We start from the raw sequence: 20,998 nt of genomic DNA on the forward strand, positions 1-20,998 counted from the left end.
TAATAAAAGTTGAATTATTGTATGCGTATTTTAAAAACCTTAATTGATATAAGGCAGATTTTGGGCAAACTTTTTGCTTAAATCTACGAAAGTGGTAGTTCTGTTTTGTATCTAAGGGCGGGCTATCTAGATTTTTTTGCCCTTTTTTTGATACACCACAGGTTTTTTTCTGCTTATCTCACTAAAGTAGAGGTAAATCTAACTTTGATGAAAAGAGATAAAAATGTTTGAAAAAATTAACCAAAAATTAGTAGAACACGCTGCTAGTATTTTTAAGATCCCAGCTCAATTGACGCCAAAACCAGTTCAAAAAAAAATCTTGCTTGAAGCATTGCAACAAGTTTTTCATGAAGCGCTTGAAGATGGTGATTTTGAGTTTTTAGAAGGTAAATGGCTAGAGGTGAGCATCCAAGATTTAGACTTACATTGGTGGATAAGTTTTGAAGATGAGAAGCTCGTTGTGGCAGATACAAAACAGCAAGCAGATGTGAGTTTTTCTGGGAATTTGAATGATTTAGTCTTAATTGCAGGGCGCAAACAAGATCCTGATACACTTTTCTTCCAGCGCCGCCTTGTGATTGAAGGGGACACTGAACTTGGCCTTGAAGTGAAAAATTTAATGGATAGTGTGGATCTAGATGCGCTGCCTAAACCACTAACTTTTGCCATGGATAAGTTGGCTGATTTTGTGCAAAAAGGTGTAACTCACACCGACAAACGTATATACTCGGCGTCGCAAAATATGCAACAAACTCAAAACTAAGCTCGACTTAACCAAGGCTAAATTATGCTGATCCGAACCGAAGCACCCGTAGATATTCTCGCCGTCGATAGACTCCTTAAATCTTGCTTTGAGACGCCTGCTGAGGCAAAGCTTGTTAAAAAACTGCGTGAAAACAGCCGATTTACGGTTTCCATGGTGGCCTGTACGGATGAAGGCGAGCTTATTGGTCACGCGCTTTTTACTCCTGTGACCTTAAATGGTGAAGATCTTGGTTGGCAAGGGCTTGCACCACTTGCGGTTGCTAAAGAGCAGCAAGGCAAAGGTGTGGCGCGCGCACTAATTGAATCTGGACTTGAATCATTAGCAGAGCTTGGTTACCCAGCATGTGTTGTACTTGGCAGCCCAGAGTTTTATACTCGTTTTGGATTTGAAGATGCAGCCGAGTATGCATTTGACTCAATTTACCATCAAATGGATGAGTATGTTGCCGGTGCATTTCAAGTCAAAGCATTAGCGGATGGGGTTTTTGATAACCGCCAAGGCCGAATTGAGTATAGTCCTGAGTTTTCCCTCGTTTAATCTAAAGGATTTAAGATGCAGCATTCGACACAAGACTATCTTGCCGAACTTGGCATAGAGACTTGGCAATTGGTACAGCCTGAAAACCTTGAAGGCTACCAAGCTCAGCCAGTGTCGCTTGATCAAGACTGCAAACTCCTTCTCGTGGCGGATTCCTTACCTCAAGGTGAAGATGCAAAGCTATTTGAAAATATTCTCAAAACCATGCAACTTCGGCTTGTGGATGCACGTTTTGTTGCCACTTCAGATTTTACCAATATCACCTCAGATGGATTGCAATGGTTGTGGTTTGCGGGGAGTACGCCGGTGACAAATGATAAACTTTCGCCATCGGTTAAAACCTTAACATCTGTTGGTTTAGCGCAAATGCAGCAAAATCCAAACTTTAAACGTGATTTATGGCAACAGATTCAATCACTTCGTTAATCTTCTAAGATAAGCTTTAACGCCTTACTATAGGCGTTTTTATGGAGCTCCCTTATGTCCCTTAAACTTCTTCCGCTTGTCGCAAGCGATCTAGATAAAGTTTGGCAAATCGAACAAGTTGCGCATATCCAGCCTTGGTCATATTCGATGATTGAAAATTTAGATACCTTTGGCGCGCAAAATTACGCGTTATGGCAAATACCTGAGCTTGGTAGTCTCCAAGAGCCTGAGTTGATTGGATATTTTTATAGTCAATTTATTGTGGACGAAAGCAGCTTGATGACGATTGCGATTGATCCTAAATTTCAAGGGCAAGGCTATGGGCGCTTGCTCATGGAAAAATATATTCAAGAAATCAAATCCTGTTGCGCCGTCTGCTCATTTTTAGAGGTGCGTCCTTCTAACACAGCTGCGGTAAAGCTATATCAAAGCTTAGGTTTTCAAGAAATTGCAAGGCGCAAAGATTATTATTCGCACCCACAACTTGGGCGTGAAGATGCACTAGTGATGCAACTCTCCCTCTAAAGTCATTTCTTTTTCTTGTTAAAATAATGTAATAGATGTTTAAAAACTGCGGTTAAAGCGTATACTAAAAATCTAACTTATTAATAAAGGTAATAAAAGATGGACTTTGGCAGCTTATTAACTCAAGTTATTTCAGCAACAGGTTCGATGAACCAAAGCGGTCGCTCTGCCGGCGCTAACGCAGCAAACCTAGATTTAGGCCAGCTTGGCAATGCGCTTGGCGGTCTACTTGGCGGAATGCAAAGCTCAGGCATGAGCACTCAAGGTGGCTTGGGTGGTTTGTCTAATATGTTAGGCGGCTCAAACGGTGATGCGATTGGCGCTCTCGGTGCAAGCGTGCTATCTATGCTTCTTGGCACTTCAAAAGGCCAAGCTGCGAATAACAAATTTGCCTCGGCTGGCGGGATTGCCGCGCTAGGTTCAATTGCAATGCAAGTATTTAACCAGTGGCAGAGCTCAAGTAGCAACCGCTCGCAAATGAATCAATTTATGCAAATGCCTCCAGCAAAAGATGTGCAAGTTAAAGTTGAGAACAAAGAGCAACATGCAATGCTTATCTTAAAAACTATCATTGCTGGTGCAAAGTCTGATGGCAATGTGAGTGAAGATGAAGGCGCAAAAATTCAAGCACTTGTGCGCTCTATGGGTGGTAGTGATGAGCTGATTGAGTTTGTGAATGAGCAAATTGCGCAAGATCTTAACCCTGCAACACTTGCAGCCGAAGTGGATACTCAAGAAGAAGCGCTTGAAGTTTATCTCACCTCTTACATGATTGTGGATGAGCAAAACGAAGCCGAAACTGCGTATCTACAAAGCCTAGCGCAAGCGCTAAACCTTGATGCTGATTTAGTTCAGTCATTAGAAGCTAGCTTAAAATAAGTTTAAAAGTTTTAATAGCTCAAGCTGTAGCATAATATATAAGTGCTACAGCTTTATTTTTTCTTAATTAAAGTTTTTACTTAGTCTTATATAATTCAATAATTAACATCTAAATTTTATAATGATACGCCTTAATTCTTAATGTTTTCTTAAGAAACTCTAAAATTTAAAATAAATAAAAATAAAGCCTGATTCGTCTTGATATATATAATTTTATTTATTACTTTTTAGCAAGTTGAAAGCAATTATTAAATTGAGGAACACATTGTGATTTCTGTTGTACTACCAGCGAAAGACGAACAAAATAATATCGGCCGCCTCATTCAAGAAATTCATCAAGCATTAGTAGGTTTGGTGAGCTATGAAATTGTGATCACGGATGATGCTTCAACAGATGGAACGGTACAAGAGGCGATCGACATGGCCAAAGAATTGGGCTGTGAGTTGCAAATTGTCGCTCATGCTCAAAGCCGTGGGCAAAGCACAGCGGTGCATTCGGCTGTATTACATGCCAAGGGAGAGTTGATTGTTACCCTTGATGCTGATGGGCAAAATGATCCTGCTGATATTCCTGCAATGCTTGCGCTTGCGTATGAGCAAACCAATCCACACTTTTGTATCGCCGGCTTTCGTTGGCAGCGTAAAGATACATCTTGGAAGCGCTTTCAATCAAAAATAGCGAATAAAGTGCGCCAATTTTTCCTCCAAGATGGGGTGCCTGATTCAGGCTGCGGCTTAAAAATATTTCCGCGTCAAACTTTTTTAAGCTTACCTTATTTTGACCATATGCATCGTTTTTTACCTGCATTAATCAAGCGTTTAGATGGTAGTATTATTATCCATAATGTGAAACATAGAGATCGCACACAAGGCACTTCAAAATATAATGCTTGGAATCGGGCTTGGGTCGGGATTATTGATATGTTTGGTGTCGCTTGGCTAATTCGTCGTAATAAATATACACATAGTACCAAAGTGTACGTCACAAATAAAATATCCAGAAATAAATTTAACCAAGATGATAAATCAAATCTTAAGCAAGCATAATTATATGGATTTTATTTGTTTAAATAAAGTCGAGTGATAATACTCAGTGTTGTACTTTATAATAAAAGAATAATTAAATGTTTAAATCTTATAAAAAACTGAGCTTTAACTGTGTAAAGAATAAATATAATCATTATTGGAATTCAGAAAGTTATTGGCCAAGTCTTATCTTTTTACTTATTGGTGCTGGAGTTTTGATTTTTGCTGGTATGGGCTATCGTACGCCTTGGCCGGCAGATGAACCAAGGTTTACCGAAGTTGCCCGTGAGATGGTGCAGTCAGGGCAGTGGCTATTTCCTATGCGTGGCGGTGAGTTATACCCAGATAAGCCACCGTTTTTTATGTGGTCGATTGCCGCTTTGTATTGGCTGCTTGGTAATATGAAAATTGCATTTTTACTACCAAGTGCTTTGCTTAGCCTAGTCACTTTAGCTTGCGTATATGATTTGACGAGTAAGCTTTGGAACATACGTACTGCGCGGTTAGCAAGTTTGTTACTCTTGCTAGCACCCCAGTTTATTCTTCAAGCTAAAACCGCTCAGATAGACGCCATGCTTGCATGCTGGGTCACGTTAGCTATGTATGGCCTCGTGCGCCACTTTTTTGTTGCGCCAAATTGGAAGTGGTATTTTGCAGCTTGGGGGTTTATGGGGCTAGGGGTTATCACTAAAGGGGTTGGCTTTTTGCCGGCTTTCTTTTTGCTTCCTGTGCTTGTGCTGCACTTTAAGTTTAAGCATGACTTTCAAGGCGCAGTCACTAAAAAGCTTTGGCTTGGCCCCTTGGTGATGCTCGCTGTGATAGCTGCTTGGCTAGTGCCTATGCTTGTTGCTGCATCTCATTCAGGTAACCCAGATTTTATTGCTTATCGTGATAATATTTTGCTGCGTCAAACCATGGATCGCTACGCACACTCTTGGCACCATATACAGCCCTGGTATTACTTTGTGCTTAAAACTATCCCAACGATTTGGTTTCCTCTTTATTTTGTTTTATTTGCTAAATCCTTTTGGCAAGATGCGAAGCAACATCCTATAGTTGTAGCCCTTTTAATTTGGGTGCTGTGCGTGATTTGCTTTTTTAGTGCAACACCAGGCAAACGTAGTTTATACCTATTACCTGCTCTACCTATGCTAGCCGTGGCTGTTAGTCATTATTTAACAAACTTTGGTTTTCCTATGTGGGCAGATAAGGTCTTGAAAGGGCTTTTGTATGCCTTGGCTGTGATTTTTATTCTGGGCGGCCTGTGCTTTATGTTCCATGCACCTTTTGTTATGGATATATTGCTTGATGAGCTTAATGATCCTCAAGTGATGGGGTTGATTGCCTCAAGCGGCGGTATAGCTTTCTTTAGTATCGGGCTTTTTTGCTGGTGGGTTATTTTCAAACAGGCTTCTCAAGGATACGTGGTTCAGCTTGGACAAGTGTTCGCGCTGACTTGGCTAGTCTATGGATTTGTCTTATTGCCAGTACTTGAACCTATGCGCGCAAATAATTTTAAAGTCATGCAAAATGTTCAGCAGATAGTAGGTAAGAATGAAGTCGGAATGCTTGGTTTTAAAGAGCAGTTCTTACTGGCTGCGCCAATGGATCTGACTCACTTTAGTTATCTGGATAAAAAGGAAGAGCAAGAACGTAATGCGTGGCAATGGTTAAAAGAAGATCCAAGCCGCTATATATTTACCAGTAATAAGCTCGACTTTAAATGTTTTGATCGCAGTAAAAAGATTGTCGCAGGGTATGCTTATGGGCAATATTATATTTTGTTTGATAAATCGGCTATGCAGCCAAACTGTGAAGCACCAAAGAAAAAGCGGCGCTATCACTTAAAACATTATGGTGATTGGCCAAAAGAGTTGCTTTAAAGAGGATATAAAGCGTCAAAAGTATTAATTTAGTATAAAAAATAAACATCAGGTGCTTAAATCGTGATTTCGATCATATATAATATCTATGAAAATAGGCGTAGTTATACAAGGATGAAATCATGGAGCCTTATGGAGATGTGACGTTTTATTGTGAGAAGTGTGATTGGGAAGAGGTTTATCATTTTGAATCAGATGAAGTTTTTATCCCAAATTGCCCCCATTGTGTCGATGGAAAAGTGATGATGAAGAAAATCAAATCATTTGAAAAAGAAAAATCCTCGCTAAGAGATTGGGTCAACTCTCAATATTAAAACTTTCTATTATTTTAGCTGTAAAGAGCAAAAAGCCTCAACTTATTTGCTTGCCGTCCAGTATAAGGATAGCGCAAATAAGTTGAGGCTAATTTATATATCCATTGCCTTTGTGTGGATTTTTAATTAAAAGCTAATTTAAGCAAATTTGCTGAATGCTTTATCTATCGGTGTTTTCGCTAGGTGGTTGGTGTAGTTACTCATCACTTTTTGCGATAAACCAAGTACGATTTCTAATAAGTGACGTTGGTTATAACCTGCCGCAAAAAATGTTTCAATTTCAGCATCTGAGACTTTACCACGATTACGTACCATGCTTAATGTGGTTTGACGTAACACTTCTAACTTCTCATCTTCTAGTTTTTCGCCACTTCTTAAACTTTGTGTAATTTGCGGGTCAACCTTCATCATGCCTGCAATTGCAGTATGCGCTGGGACGCAATAGTGACATTCATGTTCAATATTAATTGTTTGCCATACAACAGTTAACTCTTCAGCATTGAAAGATGACTCGCTAAATAATTTATGTAGCACTTGATAACCTTCAAGTAGCCCTGGTGCTTCGGCCATCACGCCATGAAGGTTTGGCAAAAAGCCATTTTGCTTTTGTGATTGCTCAACGAGTGCTTTGCTTTCTTGTGGCGCTGATTCTAGCGTATGAATTTGAAACTTACTCATGTCTATCTCCCTTAGCTTTACAATAAAAAGCTCTTTTTTTGGTTTGAATTTTGTACTGTTTTCTCGATTGATTTTAAGATAACTGGTTTTGAACGATCGTTCAAGCTATAATTGAACAAATGTTCAAATAAAATTCTATCGATATACTAAGAAGACGTGAATTATGGCTAAAAGTATAAAGTTTGATCGCCAAGATGTGATCCTTAAGGCAATGAATCTTTTCTGGGAGAAAGGTTTTCATGCCACATCAATGCGCGATCTCCAAACTGCGCTTGATATGCGTCCAGGAAGCATTTATGCGGCTTTTGGAAGCAAAGAAGGTTTATTTGAGTTAGCCCTTGAGGCTTACACTGAGCAAGCCAAGCAAAGTCTTGCGAGTTTTCGCGCTCAAGAGACGAATCAAATTTTAGCCTTGAAAGCATTTGTCACAAGTTTAGTCATAGACAGCATGGATCAAGCGCCAAGCTGTATTTGTATGCTGGCGAAAACACTTGCAGAACTCACTCCTGAAAATCAAGCTTTGTTAAATCAGGTCAAAGCGAGTTTGAGCCAAGTCGAGGCTGAGTTTGAAGATTTACTTGCCACGGCGCAGGCGCAAGGTGACTTAAATAAAGAGAAAGATCCCAAGCAGCTCGCGCGTTACTTTCAAGTCCAGATCGCAGGCCTTAGAACCTATAACAAATTGCAGCAAGATAAAGACTTAATTAAGCAGATGATTGAGCAAGTATTTGCAAGCCTGTAAGCAAAATGACTAATATTTGCCTATTTTATTTAGACAGGTAAAATAGCAACAATTTTTCAAGGCACTTGAGCGCTCTTGTCTCGATCGCCGACTACTATTTTGAGCCAAATTCATGTCAAATTCTCCTTTTTTACAAGAAGTCGGTAAACGCCGTACTTTTGCGATTATCTCGCACCCGGATGCGGGTAAAACAACCATCACCGAAAAAGTTTTATTATTCGGACAAGCGATTCAAACTGCGGGTACAGTTAAAGGCCGTGGTAGCGCTCAGCATGCAAAATCAGACTGGATGGAAATGGAAAAAGAACGTGGTATCTCTGTGACCACATCTGTGATGCAGTTTCCTTATAACGAATGCTTAGTTAACCTTCTTGATACCCCAGGACACGAAGACTTCTCGGAAGATACTTATCGTACGCTAACAGCTGTGGATTCTTGCCTAATGGTAATTGACGCAGCAAAAGGTGTCGAAGATCGTACCCGTAAACTGATGGAAGTTACCCGCCTGCGTGATACGCCAATCGTTACTTTTATGAACAAACTTGACCGTGATATCCGCGATCCTATGGATCTTTTGGATGAAGTGGAAAGTGAGTTGAAGATGGCTTGCGCGCCTATTTCTTGGCCGATTGGCTGTGGGAAAGAGTTTAAAGGTGTGTATCACATCCATCGTGATGAAACCATTTTATATAGCACAGGCCAAGGGCATACGATCCAAGAGCAGCGCATTATCAAGGGTTTAGATAATCCTGAGCTTGATACAGCAATCGGTGAAGATTTAGCCGAGCAGTTGCGTGAAGAGCTTGAACTTGTGATTGGGGCATCGCATGAGTTTGACCAAGAGCTTTTCCTTGCCGGTGAGCTCACGCCAGTTTTCTTCGGTACTGCACTAGGTAACTTTGGTGTCGATCATATGCTTGATGGCTTAACTGAGTGGGCACCCGCGCCAATGGCTCGCCAAGCGAATGAGCGTGAAGTCGTCGCAACAGAAGAAAAATTCTCTGGTTTTGTATTTAAAATTCAAGCCAATATGGATCCAAAACACCGTGACCGTATCGCATTTATGCGCATTGTTTCAGGTACTTATACCCAAGGCATGAAAATGAATCATGTACGTACGGGTAAAAACGTGAATATTTCGGATGCGGTAACCTTTATGGCAGGGGATCGCTCACGCGCGGAGCATGCTTATGCTGGTGATATTATAGGCTTGCATAACCACGGCACGATTCAAATTGGTGATACCTTTACCCAAGGTGAAAGCCTTAAATTTGCAGGTATTCCAAACTTTGCGCCAGAATTATTCCGCCGCATTCGCCTCAAAGATCCGTTGAAGCAAAAGCAGCTACTAAAAGGCTTGGTTCAACTGTCAGAAGAAGGCGCGGTGCAGGTTTTCCGTCCATTGCAAAACAATGATTTGATTGTTGGCGCCGTTGGTGTGCTGCAGTTTGATGTGGTTGTTGCACGTTTGAAAGCTGAATATAAAGTTGAAGCCATTTATGAAGGCGTTAACGTGGCGACTGCGCGTTGGGTTGAATGTAGCGATGGTAAGAAGCTGGATGAGTTCCAACGTAAGAACCAAAGCAACCTCGCACTTGATGGCGGGGATAACCTGACTTATATCGCACCGACCATGGTCAATCTTAACTTAGCGCAGGAGCGCTTCCCAGAAGTTGAGTTCAGGGCGACACGCGAACACTAAGAAAGGCTATCTAGCTCACACAACAAACACAAAGCGAGGTCCTAGGATCTCGTTTTTCTTTATTTATCCCTAAAATTAAGGTTTTATATTTAATTAGAAGCTTTTTTAAGCAGGCTTATCGCCACTATTTGGGGTTGAGATAAATAGGAAGATAAATGAAAAGATTGATCGAAAAGCTAAAAGTTTATCTTGCTCGTTATGATAAATGGTGTGATGAGATGGGGTTAACTGCAGAGAAAAAGCGCTCATGTGTGCCTTATAAGAAAGATCCGAGTCGGGAGTAAACACTTACTGTGAATTTTGATCAAGATATTAAATACTTTGATACGCATTGCCACCTAGATTTTGAGGCGTTTCAACATCAGCAAGCACAAGAAGTAAATGATGCTGCAGAGGTTGGCGTGAAGTTAATCTGTGTGCCCAGTATCGCTAAAAATAACTGGCAAAAAGTATTAGGTTTATCGGATAAATTTGCAGGAGTTTATTGCTCTTTCGGGATGCATCCTTATTTTAATGATATGCATAAATCGAGCGATCTCGAAGATCTCGCAAGTCAAATCACCAAACTTCAAGCTCGCACTGCCGATCATTCTTCTAAATGTGTTGCGATTGGTGAATGCGGCCTAGATTTTCAGCATCATAGCGAAATGCTCACCCCTAGTTTAATTCAAAAGCAATATACTCTATTTGAAGGTCAAGTTGATTTAGCTAAATTTTTTGGCTTACCTTTAATCATCCATAGTCATAAAAGCCATAATGAAGTGCTAAAAATTTTACGTCGTAAAAAGGTCAATCAGGGCGTGATTCATGGCTTTTCAGGCAGTTTCCAAGAAGCGATGGCTTTTATCGATCTTGGTTTTCATATTGGCGTTGGCGGGGTGATCACCTATGAAAGGGCGCAAAAAACGCGTTCAACAGTTTCACGTTTACCACTTGATGCGCTCGTTCTTGAAACCGATGCGCCTGATATGCCGATAAGTGGTTATCAAGGCCAAACCAACCATTCTTACCATATCCCCAAAATATTTGATGCCCTTTACCATTTAGTCACTCAATATGACGAGATGGAAGAAGTTCAGTTGCAGCAAAAACTACTCGAAAATAGCAAACGTTTGTTTCAGTTGGTGTAACATTTTGTTAACCTGTTAAGGTAAACGATTGCTTGATCGCTCGTGCTTCTTAGTATTTGTCACGAAAAAATGCAAATTATCATCTTTTTTCATGGTTAAATGTGATTTCAGAGGTATTTTTTATTTTTTATATGCGTATAATTAGCGCGAATTTTTAGATGTGTTCTATAACATTTTATTTACACAAGAAACTTACAATAAATAAGGATACAAACCATGAGCCTGGTTATGAGCCTTGTTGGTATGATTGCGCTGCTATTTTTAGCTGTACTTTTATCTGACAACCGTAAAGCAATAAACTTACGCACTGTAGGTGGTGCATTTGCTATTCAATTCTTTTTGGGTGCATTTGTTCTTTATATCCCTTGGGGTAAAGATGTACTAAATGCTATGACAAATGGTGTTCAATACGTTATCGATTTTGGTAACGAAGGTATTGGATTCATTTTTGGCGGCCTAGTTTCTGATAAAATGTTCGAAGTATTCGGCGGCGGTGGTTTCATCTTCGCATTTAAAGTACTACCGACTATCATTTTCTTCTCTGCACTTATTTCGGTATTGTATTACATCGGCGTGATGCAACTTGTCATCAAGGTTCTTGGTGGTGCATTGCAAAAAGTCTTAGGCACATCTCGCGCGGAATCTATGTCTGCAACAGCAAACATCTTCGTTGGTCAAACTGAAGCACCACTTGTTGTGCGTCCTTTCGTTCCAAAAATGACAGAGTCAGAACTATTCGCAGTAATGTGTGGTGGTCTAGCATCTGTTGCTGGTGGCGTTATGGCAGGTTACGCAGCAATGGGCGTACCGCTTGAGTACCTTATCGCAGCATCTTTCATGGCAGCACCAGGCGGTCTATTGTTTGCTAAAATCATCAAACCTGAGACAGGTGAGCCAATCGAGCAAATCGAAGGTTTAGTTGATGAAGAAGACAAACCAGCAAACGTGATTGACGCAGCAGCAGGCGGCGCATCATCAGGTTTATCTCTTGCTCTAAACGTTGGCGCAATGCTTCTTGCTTTCGTTGGTCTTATCGCGCTTGTTAACGGCATCTTAGGTGGCGTGGGTAACTGGTTCGGTATGCCTGAGCTAAGCATGGAACTTATCCTTGGTTATGTATTTGCTCCACTAGCATGGTTAATCGGTGTGCCTTGGTCTGAAGCAATGACTGCTGGTACTTTCATCGGTCAAAAAACAGTTCTAAATGAATTTGTTGCTTACTCTAACTTTGCACCACTTCTAAAAGACGGTGCTGAGATTGTTCTTTCTGAGAAAACTAAAGCAATCATCTCATTTGCACTTTGTGGTTTTGCGAACCTTTCTTCAATCGCAATCCTACTTGGTGGTCTAGGTGGTCTAGCACCAAGCCGTCGCTCTGATATCGCACGTATGGGTATGAAAGCGATTGCAGCTGGTACACTATCTAACCTTATGGCAGCAACAATTGCAGGTTTCTTCCTTAGCTTACAAGGAATGTAATCCTAGTCGTTATCCATAACGAACAACGAAATGCCGCAGCTTTTACAGTTGCGGCTTTTTTATTTGTAAAAAACTGAGAAGTAAAACGTTTGCTTTATAAAACTAAGTCGAATTTTTTGAAGCAAATGTTAAACTGCATTATCATAAAAAGAGAGCTATATCACAATTTAGTCTCTTTTTATGCATATGCATCTTTAGATGTTTTTAGCTTGAACTCAATCATAGCGAGCAAATTCAATCTAAAAAAATGCGGTGACAAGGATAGCAATTAGACGTGAATCCAATATTCATGTTCTGAGTCTTCAAGGAACCAAGTCCGTTCATTTCAAACACCAAGTGAGCGATGGCCTATACTTGGATGTAGACTATTTTTATTTTCGGAGAAAGAAAAGAAATGAGCGATTTAAAAGCAGCAGCTTTACGTGCCCTACAATTAATGGATCTAACCACTTTAAATGATGACGATACAGATCAAAAGGTGATCGATCTTTGCAAAGCTGCAAAATCACCAGTTGGTAACACTGCTGCTATCTGCATCTACCCACGTTTTATCCCAATTGCGAAAAAAACGCTACGTGAACAAGGCACTCCAGAAATCCGCATTGCAACAGTCACAAACTTCCCACACGGTAACGATGACATCGAAATCGCCGTTGCTGAAACCAAAGCAGCTGTCGCTTATGGCGCAGACGAAGTAGACGTTGTTTTCCCTTACCGCACACTGATTGCTGGTGATGAGAAAACAGGCTTTGAGCTTGTGAAACAATGTAAAGAAGCATGCGGTGACATTTTGCTTAAAGTTATCATCGAAACGGGTGAGCTAAAAGAAGAAGCACTAATCAAGCGTGCTTCACAAATTGCGATTGAAGCTGGCGCTGACTTTATCAAAACATCAACAGGTAAAGTGCCAGTGAACGCAACTCCTGAATCTGCGCAAATCATGCTAAATGTGATCAAAGAAATGGGCGTAGCAGACAAAGTTGGTTTTAAACCAGCAGGTGGTGTACGTACGGCTGAAGATGCGAAAGCTTATCTTGCAATGGCTGATGAAACCCTAGGCGCGGATTGGGCTGATAAAATGCACTATCGCTTTGGCGCATCAAGCCTACTTGCAAACCTATTGCATACGCTAGGTGAAGGCGAAGAAGCGGCGCAAGGCGGCTATTAATTCTTGAGATCTAAGGCTACAGCAGCTTGTTTGTTGTAGCCTTTATCATGTTTAACAGCTCACTTCGAGAGATTAACAGTATGTATTTACCTCAAGAAATCATCCGAAAAAAAAGAGATGGTCATACGCTCACCTCTGAAGAAATTAATTTCTTTATCCAAGGCGTGGCAAACGAAACAGTTTCCGAAGGTCAAATCGCAGCCTTTGCGATGGCGATTTACTTTCAAAAAATGAACATGGATGAACGTATTGCGCTGACATGTGCCATGCGTGATTCTGGCATGACTTTAGATTGGCAAGGCCAGTTTGATGGGCCGATTGTCGATAAGCACTCAACCGGTGGCGTTGGCGATGTGACCTCTTTAATGCTTGGGCCTTTGGTTGCGGCATGTGGCGGTTATGTACCGATGATCTCAGGCAAAGGTCTAGGTCATACTGGCGGCACACTGGATAAGCTTGAGTCGATTCCAGGCTATAACATCATGCCAAGCAATCAAACTTTTGCTGATGTAGTGAAGGCTGCCGGGGTGGCGATTATTGGTCAAACCGGTGACTTGGCGCCAGCAGATAAAAAAGTTTATGCGACGCGTGATGTGACGGCAACAGTGGATGAAATTTCATTGATTACCGCATCTATCTTGTCTAAAAAACTCGCCGCAGGGCTTGAGTCTTTAGTTATGGATGTGAAATTTGGCTCGGGCGCATTTATGCCAACCGATGAAGCATCCATCGAACTTGCTGAGTCGATAGCCTCAGTTGCCAATGGCGCGGGCACGAATACCACAGCGATGCTCACTGATATGAATCAAGTGCTTGCTTCAAGTGCTGGCAATGCGGTGGAAGTGCGTGAAGCGGTACGCTTTTTAAATTGCGAAGCGGTTAACGCGCGTGAACTGCGCAACCCGCGTTTATATGAAGTGACCATGGCGCTTGCAAGTGAGATGCTGATCTTAGCAAAGCTTGCCGATGATCAAGACCAAGCGATGGCAAAACTAAATGCTGCGCTTGAAGATGGCAGCGCGGCAGCATGCTTTGGCAAGATGGTTGAAGCCTTGGGTGGGCCAAGTGATTTCATGCAAAATTACGATGCTTACTTACCTAAAGCGCAAATTATTCGTCCAGTTTATAGTGAAGTATTTGGCAATTTAAATGCAATGGATACCCAAGCAATTGGTATGGCAGTGGTCAAAATGGGTGGTGGACGTTCTAAACCAAGCGATACGTTAGATTATGCGGTTGGCTTTAGTGACTTTGCGCGCCTTGGCGACAAGATTGATGCCAGTACACCACTTGCAGTGATCCATGCGCAAACCGAAGAACAATGGCAGCAGGCAGCACAAGCATTGAAAGCGGCAGTTGAAATCAACGACGCAGACTATCAAGCCACGCCAGCTGTTTTAAAATATATTCGAGCGACCGATCTCGCTTAAGGAGATGCAATGAAACGTGCAATCATACTCGTACTCGATTCTTTTGGAATTGGTGCAACCCAAGATGCGGATAAATTTGGTGATGTCGGCTCAGATACTTTAGGCCATATCGCGCAGCAATGTGCACAAGGCCTTGCTGATAACGATAAGCGTAGCGGCGAGCTAAAACTGCCAAACTTATCTAAATTAGGTCTTGGTCTAGCTGCAAAAGAGTCCACTGGCAGTTTGCCACAAGGCCTTGAAGCGAACCCTGAAATTATTGGTGCTTATGGGCATGCAGCTGAGCTTTCTTCTGGCAAAGATACCCCGTCAGGGCACTGGGAAATTGCTGGTGTGCCTGTGTTGTTTGATTGGGGCTATTTCACTGAGAAAACCAACAGCTTCCCACAAGAGCTATTAGATCGCATTGTAAAACGTGCAAACCTACCTGGTTATTTAGGTAATTGCCACGCATCAGGGACACAAGTGCTTGATGACTTAGGCGAAGCGCACATGCAAACGGGCAAGCCAATTTTTTATACATCGGCTGATTCTGTGTTTCAGATTGCTTGTCATGAAGAAACATACGGCTTAGATAACTTACTAGAACTTTGCCAAATCGTTCGTGAAGAGCTTGAAGATTATAATATCGGCCGAGTGATTGCGCGTCCATTTGTTGGTGACAAAGCAGGCAGTTTTGAGCGTACTGGTAACCGTCGTGATTTATCTGTTGAGCCGCCAGCGCCAACTGTGCTGCAAAAGCTGGTTGAAGAAAAGCAAGGCGAAGTGATTTCAATTGGTAAAATTGCTGATATCTATGCTCATTGTGGCATCACGCAGAAGATCAAAAAATCAGGTCTGCCAGATCTTTTCGATGCAACGCTTGAGCAAATTAAAACAGCGAAAACAGATAACACCATTATCTTTACCAACTTCGTTGATTTTGACTCGCATTATGGCCACCGTCGTGATGTGGCAGGTTATGCTGCGGCGCTTGAGTATTTTGATTCACGTTTGCCTGAGATTCTAGCGATTTTAGAGCAAGATGATTTGCTTATCCTAACAGCTGATCACGGCTGCGATCCAACATGGGAAGGGACAGACCACACTCGTGAGCATATCCCTGTACTAGTGTATGGGAATGCTGTAGAGACTGGTTCATTAGGCCGCCGTGATACCTTTGCCGATATCGGTCAAAGCCTTGCAACTTACTTTGATGTAAGCGCAATGGATTATGGAAAATCGTTTTTGAAATAAATCAAACCTATAATCTTTAGCTTGTATCGCTTGAGATTAGATAGAGTTAAGTTGAATAAACAGCTAGGTTGAATTTGTATTAGGCTAGCAAATTGATTGTGCTTAGATTCACAGAACAAAGCATAATCAATTAAATACTTTTAATGAAAAGAACACAAAGGAATAAATATGGCTACTCCACATATTAACGCTGAAATGGGTGATTTCGCTGACGTTGTTTTAATGCCTGGCGACCCGCTTCGCGCACAATACATCGCAGAAAACTTCCTCGATGATGCAAAGCAAGTTTGTAATGTACGTAACATGTTTGGTTACACAGGTACTTACAAAGGCCGTAAAGTTTCAGTTATGGGCCACGGCATGGGTATCGCTTCTTGTTCTATTTATGTGACAGAGCTTATCAAAGACTATGGCGTAAAAACCATTATCCGTGTGGGCAGCTGTGGCGCAGTACGTGAAGATATCAAACTGCGTGATGTCGTGATCGGTATGGGTGCATGTACAGATTCAAAAGTAAACCGCTTACGCTTTAAAGATCACGACTTTGCAGCCATTGCAGATTACGATCTAGTTAAAAATGCAGTAGATGCAGCGAAAGAGCGCAATGTAGACGTGAAAGTTGGTAACTTATTCTCAGCAGATCTTTTCTACACGCCAGATCCAGACATGTTCGACGTGATGGCTAAATATGGCATTCTTGGTGTTGAAATGGAAGCGGCTGGCATCTATGGTGTTGCAGCTGAATACGGCGCAAAAGCAATGGCGATTTGTACTGTATCGGATCACATCAAAACAGGTGAGCAAACCACATCTGATGAGCGTGCTACAACCTTCAATGACATGATCAACATTGCGCTTGATTCTGTATTGCTTGGTGATAAATAAGTTTTAGCGATAACAACGCGAGTTATCCAATAAACAAATAAAAGAGAAGCCACAGTCCATTTTGCTGTGGCTTTTTTATTATCTGAAAACTGGATTATTGATGAAAAAACGGCTAGTTAAATCATTCAAAAAAATAAGTATTTGAACTTAAGCAGAGAGTTAGTTCATTTGATGGGATAATTTGAGGTGAAAGGGCTAGATTGATTAGACCTGAAATATATCTTTTTCAAGTTTGCGCTTTGAAAACTAATATATAAGTACATTTAAGCCATCGTTTTTGTGTCGCTTCTTAAATTTAAGAAACTTAGGCGCTTTATTTAAAGGTGAAAAAATCTTTTGTTTTATAGACTTGAAATACAGTTAAACAAGAGAGGCTAGGTTATGAAAATAATAAGCATCACCATCGTAGTGCTTGGATTGAGCGCATGTAGTCAAACCCAACTTAGTTTAAATCAAGCTAAACAAGGCGAGCAGCTTTTAGCTCAAACCAACTACGCACAAGAATGTAATATCTATCAGGCTTATGAAGAAGGGCGTAAAGGCTTAGTTTATATTAACCAATGCCAAGGGCACCCGAAAGAGCAGATGATTAAAAATCAGTGGGATCAAGGCTATATGAGCTATATCTTACCATTTAATCAAGGTAATAATGGGAATGGCAAAGGTGCTTAAGTGCGCAGTCTACGCACCAAATTCAAACGTTTTAACAGCTGAGTTTCAGCTTTGGTTCGATACTTGCCAAGACCAATCAAGGTCATTGAAATACCAGAGATGAAGCTCATAATAATCATCAAATACATCAGATGATCACTATTACGATAGTAGTGATCTGAGGTTGCGGTGACTAAGCCGCGTTCAAAGCTAATTCGAATAAAACCCACTTGGTGCTTGTTGTCATTAAAAATAGGTGACACTAATTGCTGGCGGCCTATGCTAGCAGTACCAAGTGGTGTATCTAAACCTATCATTTCTCGTACAGATTCATTTGAACTCGTAGCCAATGGGCGTCCCTGTGAGTCATACACAGTCGCATTGGTCACGAGTTTTTCTGAGGCAATCTGGTTAACTAAATTAAACAAACCATCTTGATCATTTTGCTTGATAAAAGTTGCTGCAGACATCGCCGCTTGCGAGCTTAAAAGATTGGTTAAGTTTTGAAGTTGGGCTGCTTGAATCTTTTCATTGCCTTTACTGATTAGCACGCTGTTATTGATTGTGGCAACAAATAGCCCAATTGCTAACACGAAGAAGCAAATACGTAGAAAGACGCGCCAAGAAAAGATAGAGGTTTGCATAAGATCCCAAATTCAGGTCAATTTAATCATCTTGTATAGTGTGTATCTAGGCTTTGTAAATTGCAATAGTTTTGCAAAACCAAGTGATTATTTTAGCTATATAAAAAATAAGGTGATAAAAAATATCTAGATGCTTTAAACTATAGAGACTCGTTTTTTGATAAGGATATCTTGTGAAGACTTTAAAAATCGCCCGCCATACCTCGCTATTAAAACGCTTTCCGCACACTCGCTTTATTTCTACCCTTGAAAAGCAAAAAGGTCAGTGGATTTTATTTGGGGAGAGTATCGATCTTGAACTCATCGCAAGCATGCAACGTTTAACCCCTCATTACCTAGAAGTTTTAGATTGCTGGAAAGTTGCAGATACGGATGTATTGCTTATGTCTGGAATGATGGATCAACAGCTGCAAGCGCTCGCGCATCACTTTAAGCTTGAAGCCGCGTCACTCGAGCATTTGCCTGATCTGGCAAAACCTGGCCTAATGATCATGGATATGGACTCAACTGCAATTCAAATTGAGTGCATTGATGAAATCGCCAAACTTGCAGGCGTTGGCGATGCAGTCGCCGAAGTGACTGAACGCGCAATGCAAGGCCAGCTTGATTTTGAGCAAAGCTTACGTACCCGCGTGCAACAGTTAAAAGGTGCAGATGAAGGCATCTTAGAAGCTGTGCGTCTCACTTTACCATTTACAAAAGATTTAGAACCTTTAATTGCAACCTTACAAAGTTTTGGTTGGAAGTCGGTTCTGGCCTCTGGCGGTTTTACTTACTTTAGTGAGCATGTCAAACAAAGCGTTGGGTTTGACGCAGCATTTGCCAATGAGCTTGAAATCAAAGATGGCAAGTTAACAGGTGAAGTGTTAGGTGATGTCGTCAGCGCGCAAACCAAAGCGGATTTACTTGCCTCACATATCGATGATTGGGATATTGAAGAGCACAACACGATCGCTGTCGGTGATGGGGCGAATGACTTGATCATGATGGATGCAGCCGGACTTGGGATTGCTTTTCATGCGAAACCCAAAGTGGCCGCTAGTACACAGACTTGTTTACATAAAATCAGCTTAAAAGGCGTGATTTGTATCTTATCGGCAGGACTTGCCAAGCAGCAGCGAATTTCTTGGTAACTTGATCTTTTATACAGTATTCGCTAAAGTAAAAAGCATATCTATACTCAAAATAGTTGGAATTGCAGCAAGGCAACAAGCAAGGAATCCCTAGGAGCATATAAGAATATGTGACTAGGGTGACGCAGAGCAATTAACGCCGCTGCAGTTTCAAATATGAAGAGTATAAGCAATAGATACATCAATTCTAAGCCCCCATACCTTGGGGGTTTTGTCTATTTAAATGACCCAAAAGTTAAATCACCAATAAAGGCTTAAAATGGCAACAAAACCTAAACGTGCTTATGTATGTAATGATTGTGGTGCAGACTTTCCACGTTGGCAGGGGCAGTGTAGTGCTTGTCGCGCTTGGAATACGATCACCGAAGTGCGTTTAGCCGCCTCGCCGCAAGTGGCGCGCCATGAACGTTTAGCTTCAACTTCTGCCTCTGGTTATGCCGGCGCTGCGGGTGAAACAGGGGTGCAAGATTTAAGTGAAATCGATCTTCAAGAAGTACCTCGTTTTACAACAGGCTTTAAAGAGTTTGATCGCGTTTTAGGTGGCGGTATTGTGCCGGGCGCAGCTGTGCTGATTGGTGGTAACCCGGGCGCAGGTAAAAGTACGCTGTTACTCCAAACCATGTGTTTACTTGCGCAGCAAATGCCAACCCTTTATGTCACAGGTGAAGAGTCCTTGCAGCAAGTGGCGATGCGCGCCGCACGTCTTGGCTTGCCGAAAGAAAACTTAAAAATGCTGTCTGAAACCAATGTTGATAAAATTTGCCAAATTGCGCAAAAAGAGCAGCCGAAAATCATGGTGATCGACTCGATTCAGGTGATGCATGTGGAAGATGTGCAATCCTCACCCGGCAGTGTCTCGCAAGTGCGTGAGTCTGCGACCACATTAACTCGTTATGCCAAGCAAAATAATGTCGCAGTCTTTATTGTTGGTCACGTGACCAAAGATGGCACGCTCGCTGGGCCAAAAGTGCTTGAGCATATTATTGACTGCTCTGTCTTACTCGATGGTGGCGCGGATAACCGTTTTCGCACCTTGCGCAGCCATAAAAACCGTTTTGGCGCGGTGAATGAGCTTGGCGTGTTTGCGATGACAGGCCAAGGCTTAAAAGAAGTCAAAAACCCTTCTGCAATTTTCTTATCGCGCGGTGAAGATCAAACCTCAGGCAGCTCTGTGATGGTGGTGTGGGAAGGCACGCGTCCGCTTTTAGTTGAAATCCAAGTTTTGGTTGATTACTCACAACTAGCCAACCCACGTCGGGTTTCGGTTGGCCTTGATCAAAACCGTTTATCCATGCTGCTAGCGATCTTGAATAAACATGGTGGTTTACAAATGGCCGATCAAGATGTGTTTGTGAATGTGGTCGGTGGGGTAAAAGTGGCTGAAACGAGCGCAGATTTAGCGCTATTAATGGCGCTGCTTTCAAGCTTTAAAGACAGACCTCTGCCGAAAGATGTGGTGGTCTTTGGGGAGGTTGGTCTTGCTGGTGAAATTCGCCCAGTACCAAGTGGTCAAGAGCGACTTTTAGAAGCGAAAAAGCACGGCTTTACCAAAGCGATTGTTCCAGAAGCTAATTTACCTAAAGGTGGTTTTGAGGGGGTGAAAGTCTACGGGGTGAAGAAATTAGCCGAAGCAATTGATGCATTTGAAGAATTGAGCTGATTTTATTGAATATTTATACCTTAAATAACAATGAGTTAAAATTTATTTTAAAAAATATATAAAACTTCTGAACTTTCTGTATTTGCTGCGGACTAATAAAATGT

Annotated in this window: 22 protein-coding genes; 20 read left to right on the plus strand and 2 right to left on the minus strand. The window is 41.6% G+C overall.

The features are described from left to right. Nucleotides 1-223: 223 nt before the first annotated feature. From ubiT to AC2VOY_RS09245, 8 genes are all read left to right on the plus strand, one after another. Nucleotides 224-763, plus strand: a complete 540-nt coding sequence (gene ubiT, locus AC2VOY_RS09210) for a ubiquinone anaerobic biosynthesis accessory factor UbiT (RefSeq protein WP_491831031.1) — start codon at nt 224-226, stop codon at nt 761-763. 24 nt (nt 764-787) lie between these two features. Next, complete coding sequence (locus AC2VOY_RS09215; protein ID WP_491831032.1) at nt 788-1,303, plus strand: GNAT family N-acetyltransferase; 516 nt, start codon at nt 788-790, stop codon at nt 1,301-1,303. 15 nt (nt 1,304-1,318) lie between these two features. Beyond that, a complete protein-coding gene (locus AC2VOY_RS09220; protein ID WP_491831033.1) occupies nt 1,319-1,729 on the plus strand; it encodes a DNA polymerase III subunit psi in 411 nt (136 codons plus the stop codon). A gap of 54 nt (nt 1,730-1,783) precedes the next feature. Next, nucleotides 1,784-2,254, plus strand: a complete 471-nt coding sequence (rimI, locus tag AC2VOY_RS09225; protein WP_491831034.1) for a ribosomal protein S18-alanine N-acetyltransferase — start codon at nt 1,784-1,786, stop codon at nt 2,252-2,254. 99 nt (nt 2,255-2,353) lie between these two features. Further along, nucleotides 2,354-3,133, plus strand: coding sequence for a tellurite resistance TerB family protein (locus tag AC2VOY_RS09230; RefSeq protein ID WP_491831036.1), 780 nt, complete (start codon nt 2,354-2,356; stop codon nt 3,131-3,133). Between the two features lie 267 nt (nt 3,134-3,400). Further along, a complete protein-coding gene (locus AC2VOY_RS09235) occupies nt 3,401-4,180 on the plus strand; it encodes a glycosyltransferase family 2 protein (RefSeq protein ID WP_491831037.1) in 780 nt (259 codons plus the stop codon). A gap of 77 nt (nt 4,181-4,257) precedes the next feature. Then, the gene (locus AC2VOY_RS09240) at nt 4,258-6,042 is read left to right on the plus strand and encodes an ArnT family glycosyltransferase (protein WP_491831038.1); all 1,785 of its coding nucleotides are present in this window, start codon (nt 4,258-4,260) and stop codon (nt 6,040-6,042) included. A 122-nt stretch (nt 6,043-6,164) separates the two neighbouring features. Next, a complete protein-coding gene (locus tag AC2VOY_RS09245) occupies nt 6,165-6,356 on the plus strand; it encodes a hypothetical protein (RefSeq protein WP_491831040.1) in 192 nt (63 codons plus the stop codon). Nucleotides 6,357-6,494: 138 nt separating this feature from the next. On the opposite strand, the gene AC2VOY_RS09250 is transcribed toward AC2VOY_RS09245, so the two are convergent. Beyond that, the gene (locus tag AC2VOY_RS09250) at nt 6,495-7,034 is read right to left on the minus strand and encodes a carboxymuconolactone decarboxylase family protein (RefSeq protein ID WP_491831042.1); all 540 of its coding nucleotides are present in this window, start codon (nt 7,032-7,034) and stop codon (nt 6,495-6,497) included. A gap of 163 nt (nt 7,035-7,197) precedes the next feature. On the opposite strand from AC2VOY_RS09250, the gene AC2VOY_RS09255 reads away from it, so the two are divergent. The 10 genes from AC2VOY_RS09255 (at nt 7,198) to AC2VOY_RS09300 (ending at nt 17,478) form a co-directional block, all read left to right on the plus strand. Then, nucleotides 7,198-7,776, plus strand: a complete 579-nt coding sequence (locus tag AC2VOY_RS09255; RefSeq protein WP_491831043.1) for a TetR/AcrR family transcriptional regulator — start codon at nt 7,198-7,200, stop codon at nt 7,774-7,776. Nucleotides 7,777-7,888: 112 nt separating this feature from the next. Then, the gene (gene prfC, locus AC2VOY_RS09260; RefSeq protein ID WP_491831044.1) at nt 7,889-9,478 is read left to right on the plus strand and encodes a peptide chain release factor 3; all 1,590 of its coding nucleotides are present in this window, start codon (nt 7,889-7,891) and stop codon (nt 9,476-9,478) included. A 155-nt stretch (nt 9,479-9,633) separates the two neighbouring features. Continuing rightward, a complete protein-coding gene (locus tag AC2VOY_RS09265; protein WP_491831045.1) occupies nt 9,634-9,762 on the plus strand; it encodes a DUF5363 family protein in 129 nt (42 codons plus the stop codon). Nucleotides 9,763-9,771: 9 nt separating this feature from the next. Then, entirely contained in the window at nt 9,772-10,608 is an 837-nt protein-coding gene (locus tag AC2VOY_RS09270) for a TatD family hydrolase (protein ID WP_491831046.1), read from the plus strand. Between the two features lie 216 nt (nt 10,609-10,824). Beyond that, nucleotides 10,825-12,087, plus strand: coding sequence for a NupC/NupG family nucleoside CNT transporter (locus tag AC2VOY_RS09275; RefSeq protein WP_491831047.1), 1,263 nt, complete (start codon nt 10,825-10,827; stop codon nt 12,085-12,087). Nucleotides 12,088-12,481: 394 nt separating this feature from the next. Further along, nucleotides 12,482-13,255: a deoxyribose-phosphate aldolase gene (gene deoC / locus AC2VOY_RS09280; RefSeq protein ID WP_491831048.1), complete on the plus strand. Its 774-nt coding sequence runs from the start codon at nt 12,482-12,484 to the stop codon at nt 13,253-13,255. 80 nt (nt 13,256-13,335) lie between these two features. Continuing rightward, nucleotides 13,336-14,685 (plus strand): thymidine phosphorylase, encoded by a 1,350-nt coding sequence (gene deoA, locus AC2VOY_RS09285; protein ID WP_491831049.1) that lies wholly within the window; start codon nt 13,336-13,338, stop codon nt 14,683-14,685. Nucleotides 14,686-14,694: 9 nt separating this feature from the next. Beyond that, on the plus strand, nt 14,695-15,921 hold the full coding sequence (locus tag AC2VOY_RS09290) for a phosphopentomutase (protein ID WP_491831050.1): 1,227 nt from the start codon (nt 14,695-14,697) through the stop codon (nt 15,919-15,921). Nucleotides 15,922-16,089: 168 nt separating this feature from the next. After that, a complete protein-coding gene (deoD, locus tag AC2VOY_RS09295; protein ID WP_491831052.1) occupies nt 16,090-16,806 on the plus strand; it encodes a purine-nucleoside phosphorylase in 717 nt (238 codons plus the stop codon). 381 nt (nt 16,807-17,187) lie between these two features. Then, nucleotides 17,188-17,478, plus strand: a complete 291-nt coding sequence (locus AC2VOY_RS09300) for a hypothetical protein (protein ID WP_491831053.1) — start codon at nt 17,188-17,190, stop codon at nt 17,476-17,478. On the opposite strand, the gene AC2VOY_RS09305 is transcribed toward AC2VOY_RS09300, so the two are convergent. Next, on the minus strand, nt 17,475-18,101 hold the full coding sequence (locus tag AC2VOY_RS09305) for a YtjB family periplasmic protein (RefSeq protein WP_491831055.1): 627 nt from the start codon (nt 18,099-18,101) through the stop codon (nt 17,475-17,477). The two genes, AC2VOY_RS09300 and AC2VOY_RS09305, sit on opposite strands and share 4 nt — an antisense overlap. A gap of 173 nt (nt 18,102-18,274) precedes the next feature. Here AC2VOY_RS09305 and serB point away from each other — a divergent pair, with 173 nt between their 5' ends. Both serB and radA read left to right on the plus strand, forming a co-directional pair. Beyond that, nucleotides 18,275-19,234, plus strand: coding sequence for a phosphoserine phosphatase (gene serB, locus AC2VOY_RS09310; protein ID WP_491831057.1), 960 nt, complete (start codon nt 18,275-18,277; stop codon nt 19,232-19,234). Nucleotides 19,235-19,493: 259 nt separating this feature from the next. Next, nucleotides 19,494-20,894 carry a DNA repair protein RadA gene (gene radA, locus AC2VOY_RS09315; protein WP_491831058.1) on the plus strand — a complete coding sequence of 467 codons (1,401 nt, stop codon included), beginning with the start codon at nt 19,494-19,496 and terminating at the stop codon, nt 20,892-20,894. Nucleotides 20,895-20,998 lie beyond the last annotated feature (104 nt).

The organism is Vibrio sp. KMM 9700 (genome assembly GCF_058545285.1).

Coding starts and splice junctions, on each gene's coding strand:
- AC2VOY_RS09250 (WP_491831042.1), bottom strand. CDS start 7,034: ATGAGTAAGTTTCAAATTCATACGCTAGAATCAGCGCCACAAGAAAGC.
- AC2VOY_RS09290 (WP_491831050.1), top strand. CDS start 14,695: ATGAAACGTGCAATCATACTCGTACTCGATTCTTTTGGAATTGGTGCA.
- AC2VOY_RS09265 (WP_491831045.1), top strand. CDS start 9,634: ATGAAAAGATTGATCGAAAAGCTAAAAGTTTATCTTGCTCGTTATGAT.
- AC2VOY_RS09240 (WP_491831038.1), top strand. CDS start 4,258: ATGTTTAAATCTTATAAAAAACTGAGCTTTAACTGTGTAAAGAATAAA.
- AC2VOY_RS09220 (WP_491831033.1), top strand. CDS start 1,319: ATGCAGCATTCGACACAAGACTATCTTGCCGAACTTGGCATAGAGACT.
- deoC (WP_491831048.1), top strand. CDS start 12,482: ATGAGCGATTTAAAAGCAGCAGCTTTACGTGCCCTACAATTAATGGAT.
- AC2VOY_RS09305 (WP_491831055.1), bottom strand. CDS start 18,101: ATGCAAACCTCTATCTTTTCTTGGCGCGTCTTTCTACGTATTTGCTTC.
- AC2VOY_RS09255 (WP_491831043.1), top strand. CDS start 7,198: ATGGCTAAAAGTATAAAGTTTGATCGCCAAGATGTGATCCTTAAGGCA.
- AC2VOY_RS09245 (WP_491831040.1), top strand. CDS start 6,165: ATGGAGCCTTATGGAGATGTGACGTTTTATTGTGAGAAGTGTGATTGG.
- AC2VOY_RS09215 (WP_491831032.1), top strand. CDS start 788: ATGCTGATCCGAACCGAAGCACCCGTAGATATTCTCGCCGTCGATAGA.
- rimI (WP_491831034.1), top strand. CDS start 1,784: ATGTCCCTTAAACTTCTTCCGCTTGTCGCAAGCGATCTAGATAAAGTT.
- deoA (WP_491831049.1), top strand. CDS start 13,336: ATGTATTTACCTCAAGAAATCATCCGAAAAAAAAGAGATGGTCATACG.
- AC2VOY_RS09275 (WP_491831047.1), top strand. CDS start 10,825: ATGAGCCTGGTTATGAGCCTTGTTGGTATGATTGCGCTGCTATTTTTA.
- deoD (WP_491831052.1), top strand. CDS start 16,090: ATGGCTACTCCACATATTAACGCTGAAATGGGTGATTTCGCTGACGTT.
- radA (WP_491831058.1), top strand. CDS start 19,494: ATGGCAACAAAACCTAAACGTGCTTATGTATGTAATGATTGTGGTGCA.
- ubiT (WP_491831031.1), top strand. CDS start 224: ATGTTTGAAAAAATTAACCAAAAATTAGTAGAACACGCTGCTAGTATT.
- AC2VOY_RS09230 (WP_491831036.1), top strand. CDS start 2,354: ATGGACTTTGGCAGCTTATTAACTCAAGTTATTTCAGCAACAGGTTCG.
- prfC (WP_491831044.1), top strand. CDS start 7,889: ATGTCAAATTCTCCTTTTTTACAAGAAGTCGGTAAACGCCGTACTTTT.
- AC2VOY_RS09300 (WP_491831053.1), top strand. CDS start 17,188: ATGAAAATAATAAGCATCACCATCGTAGTGCTTGGATTGAGCGCATGT.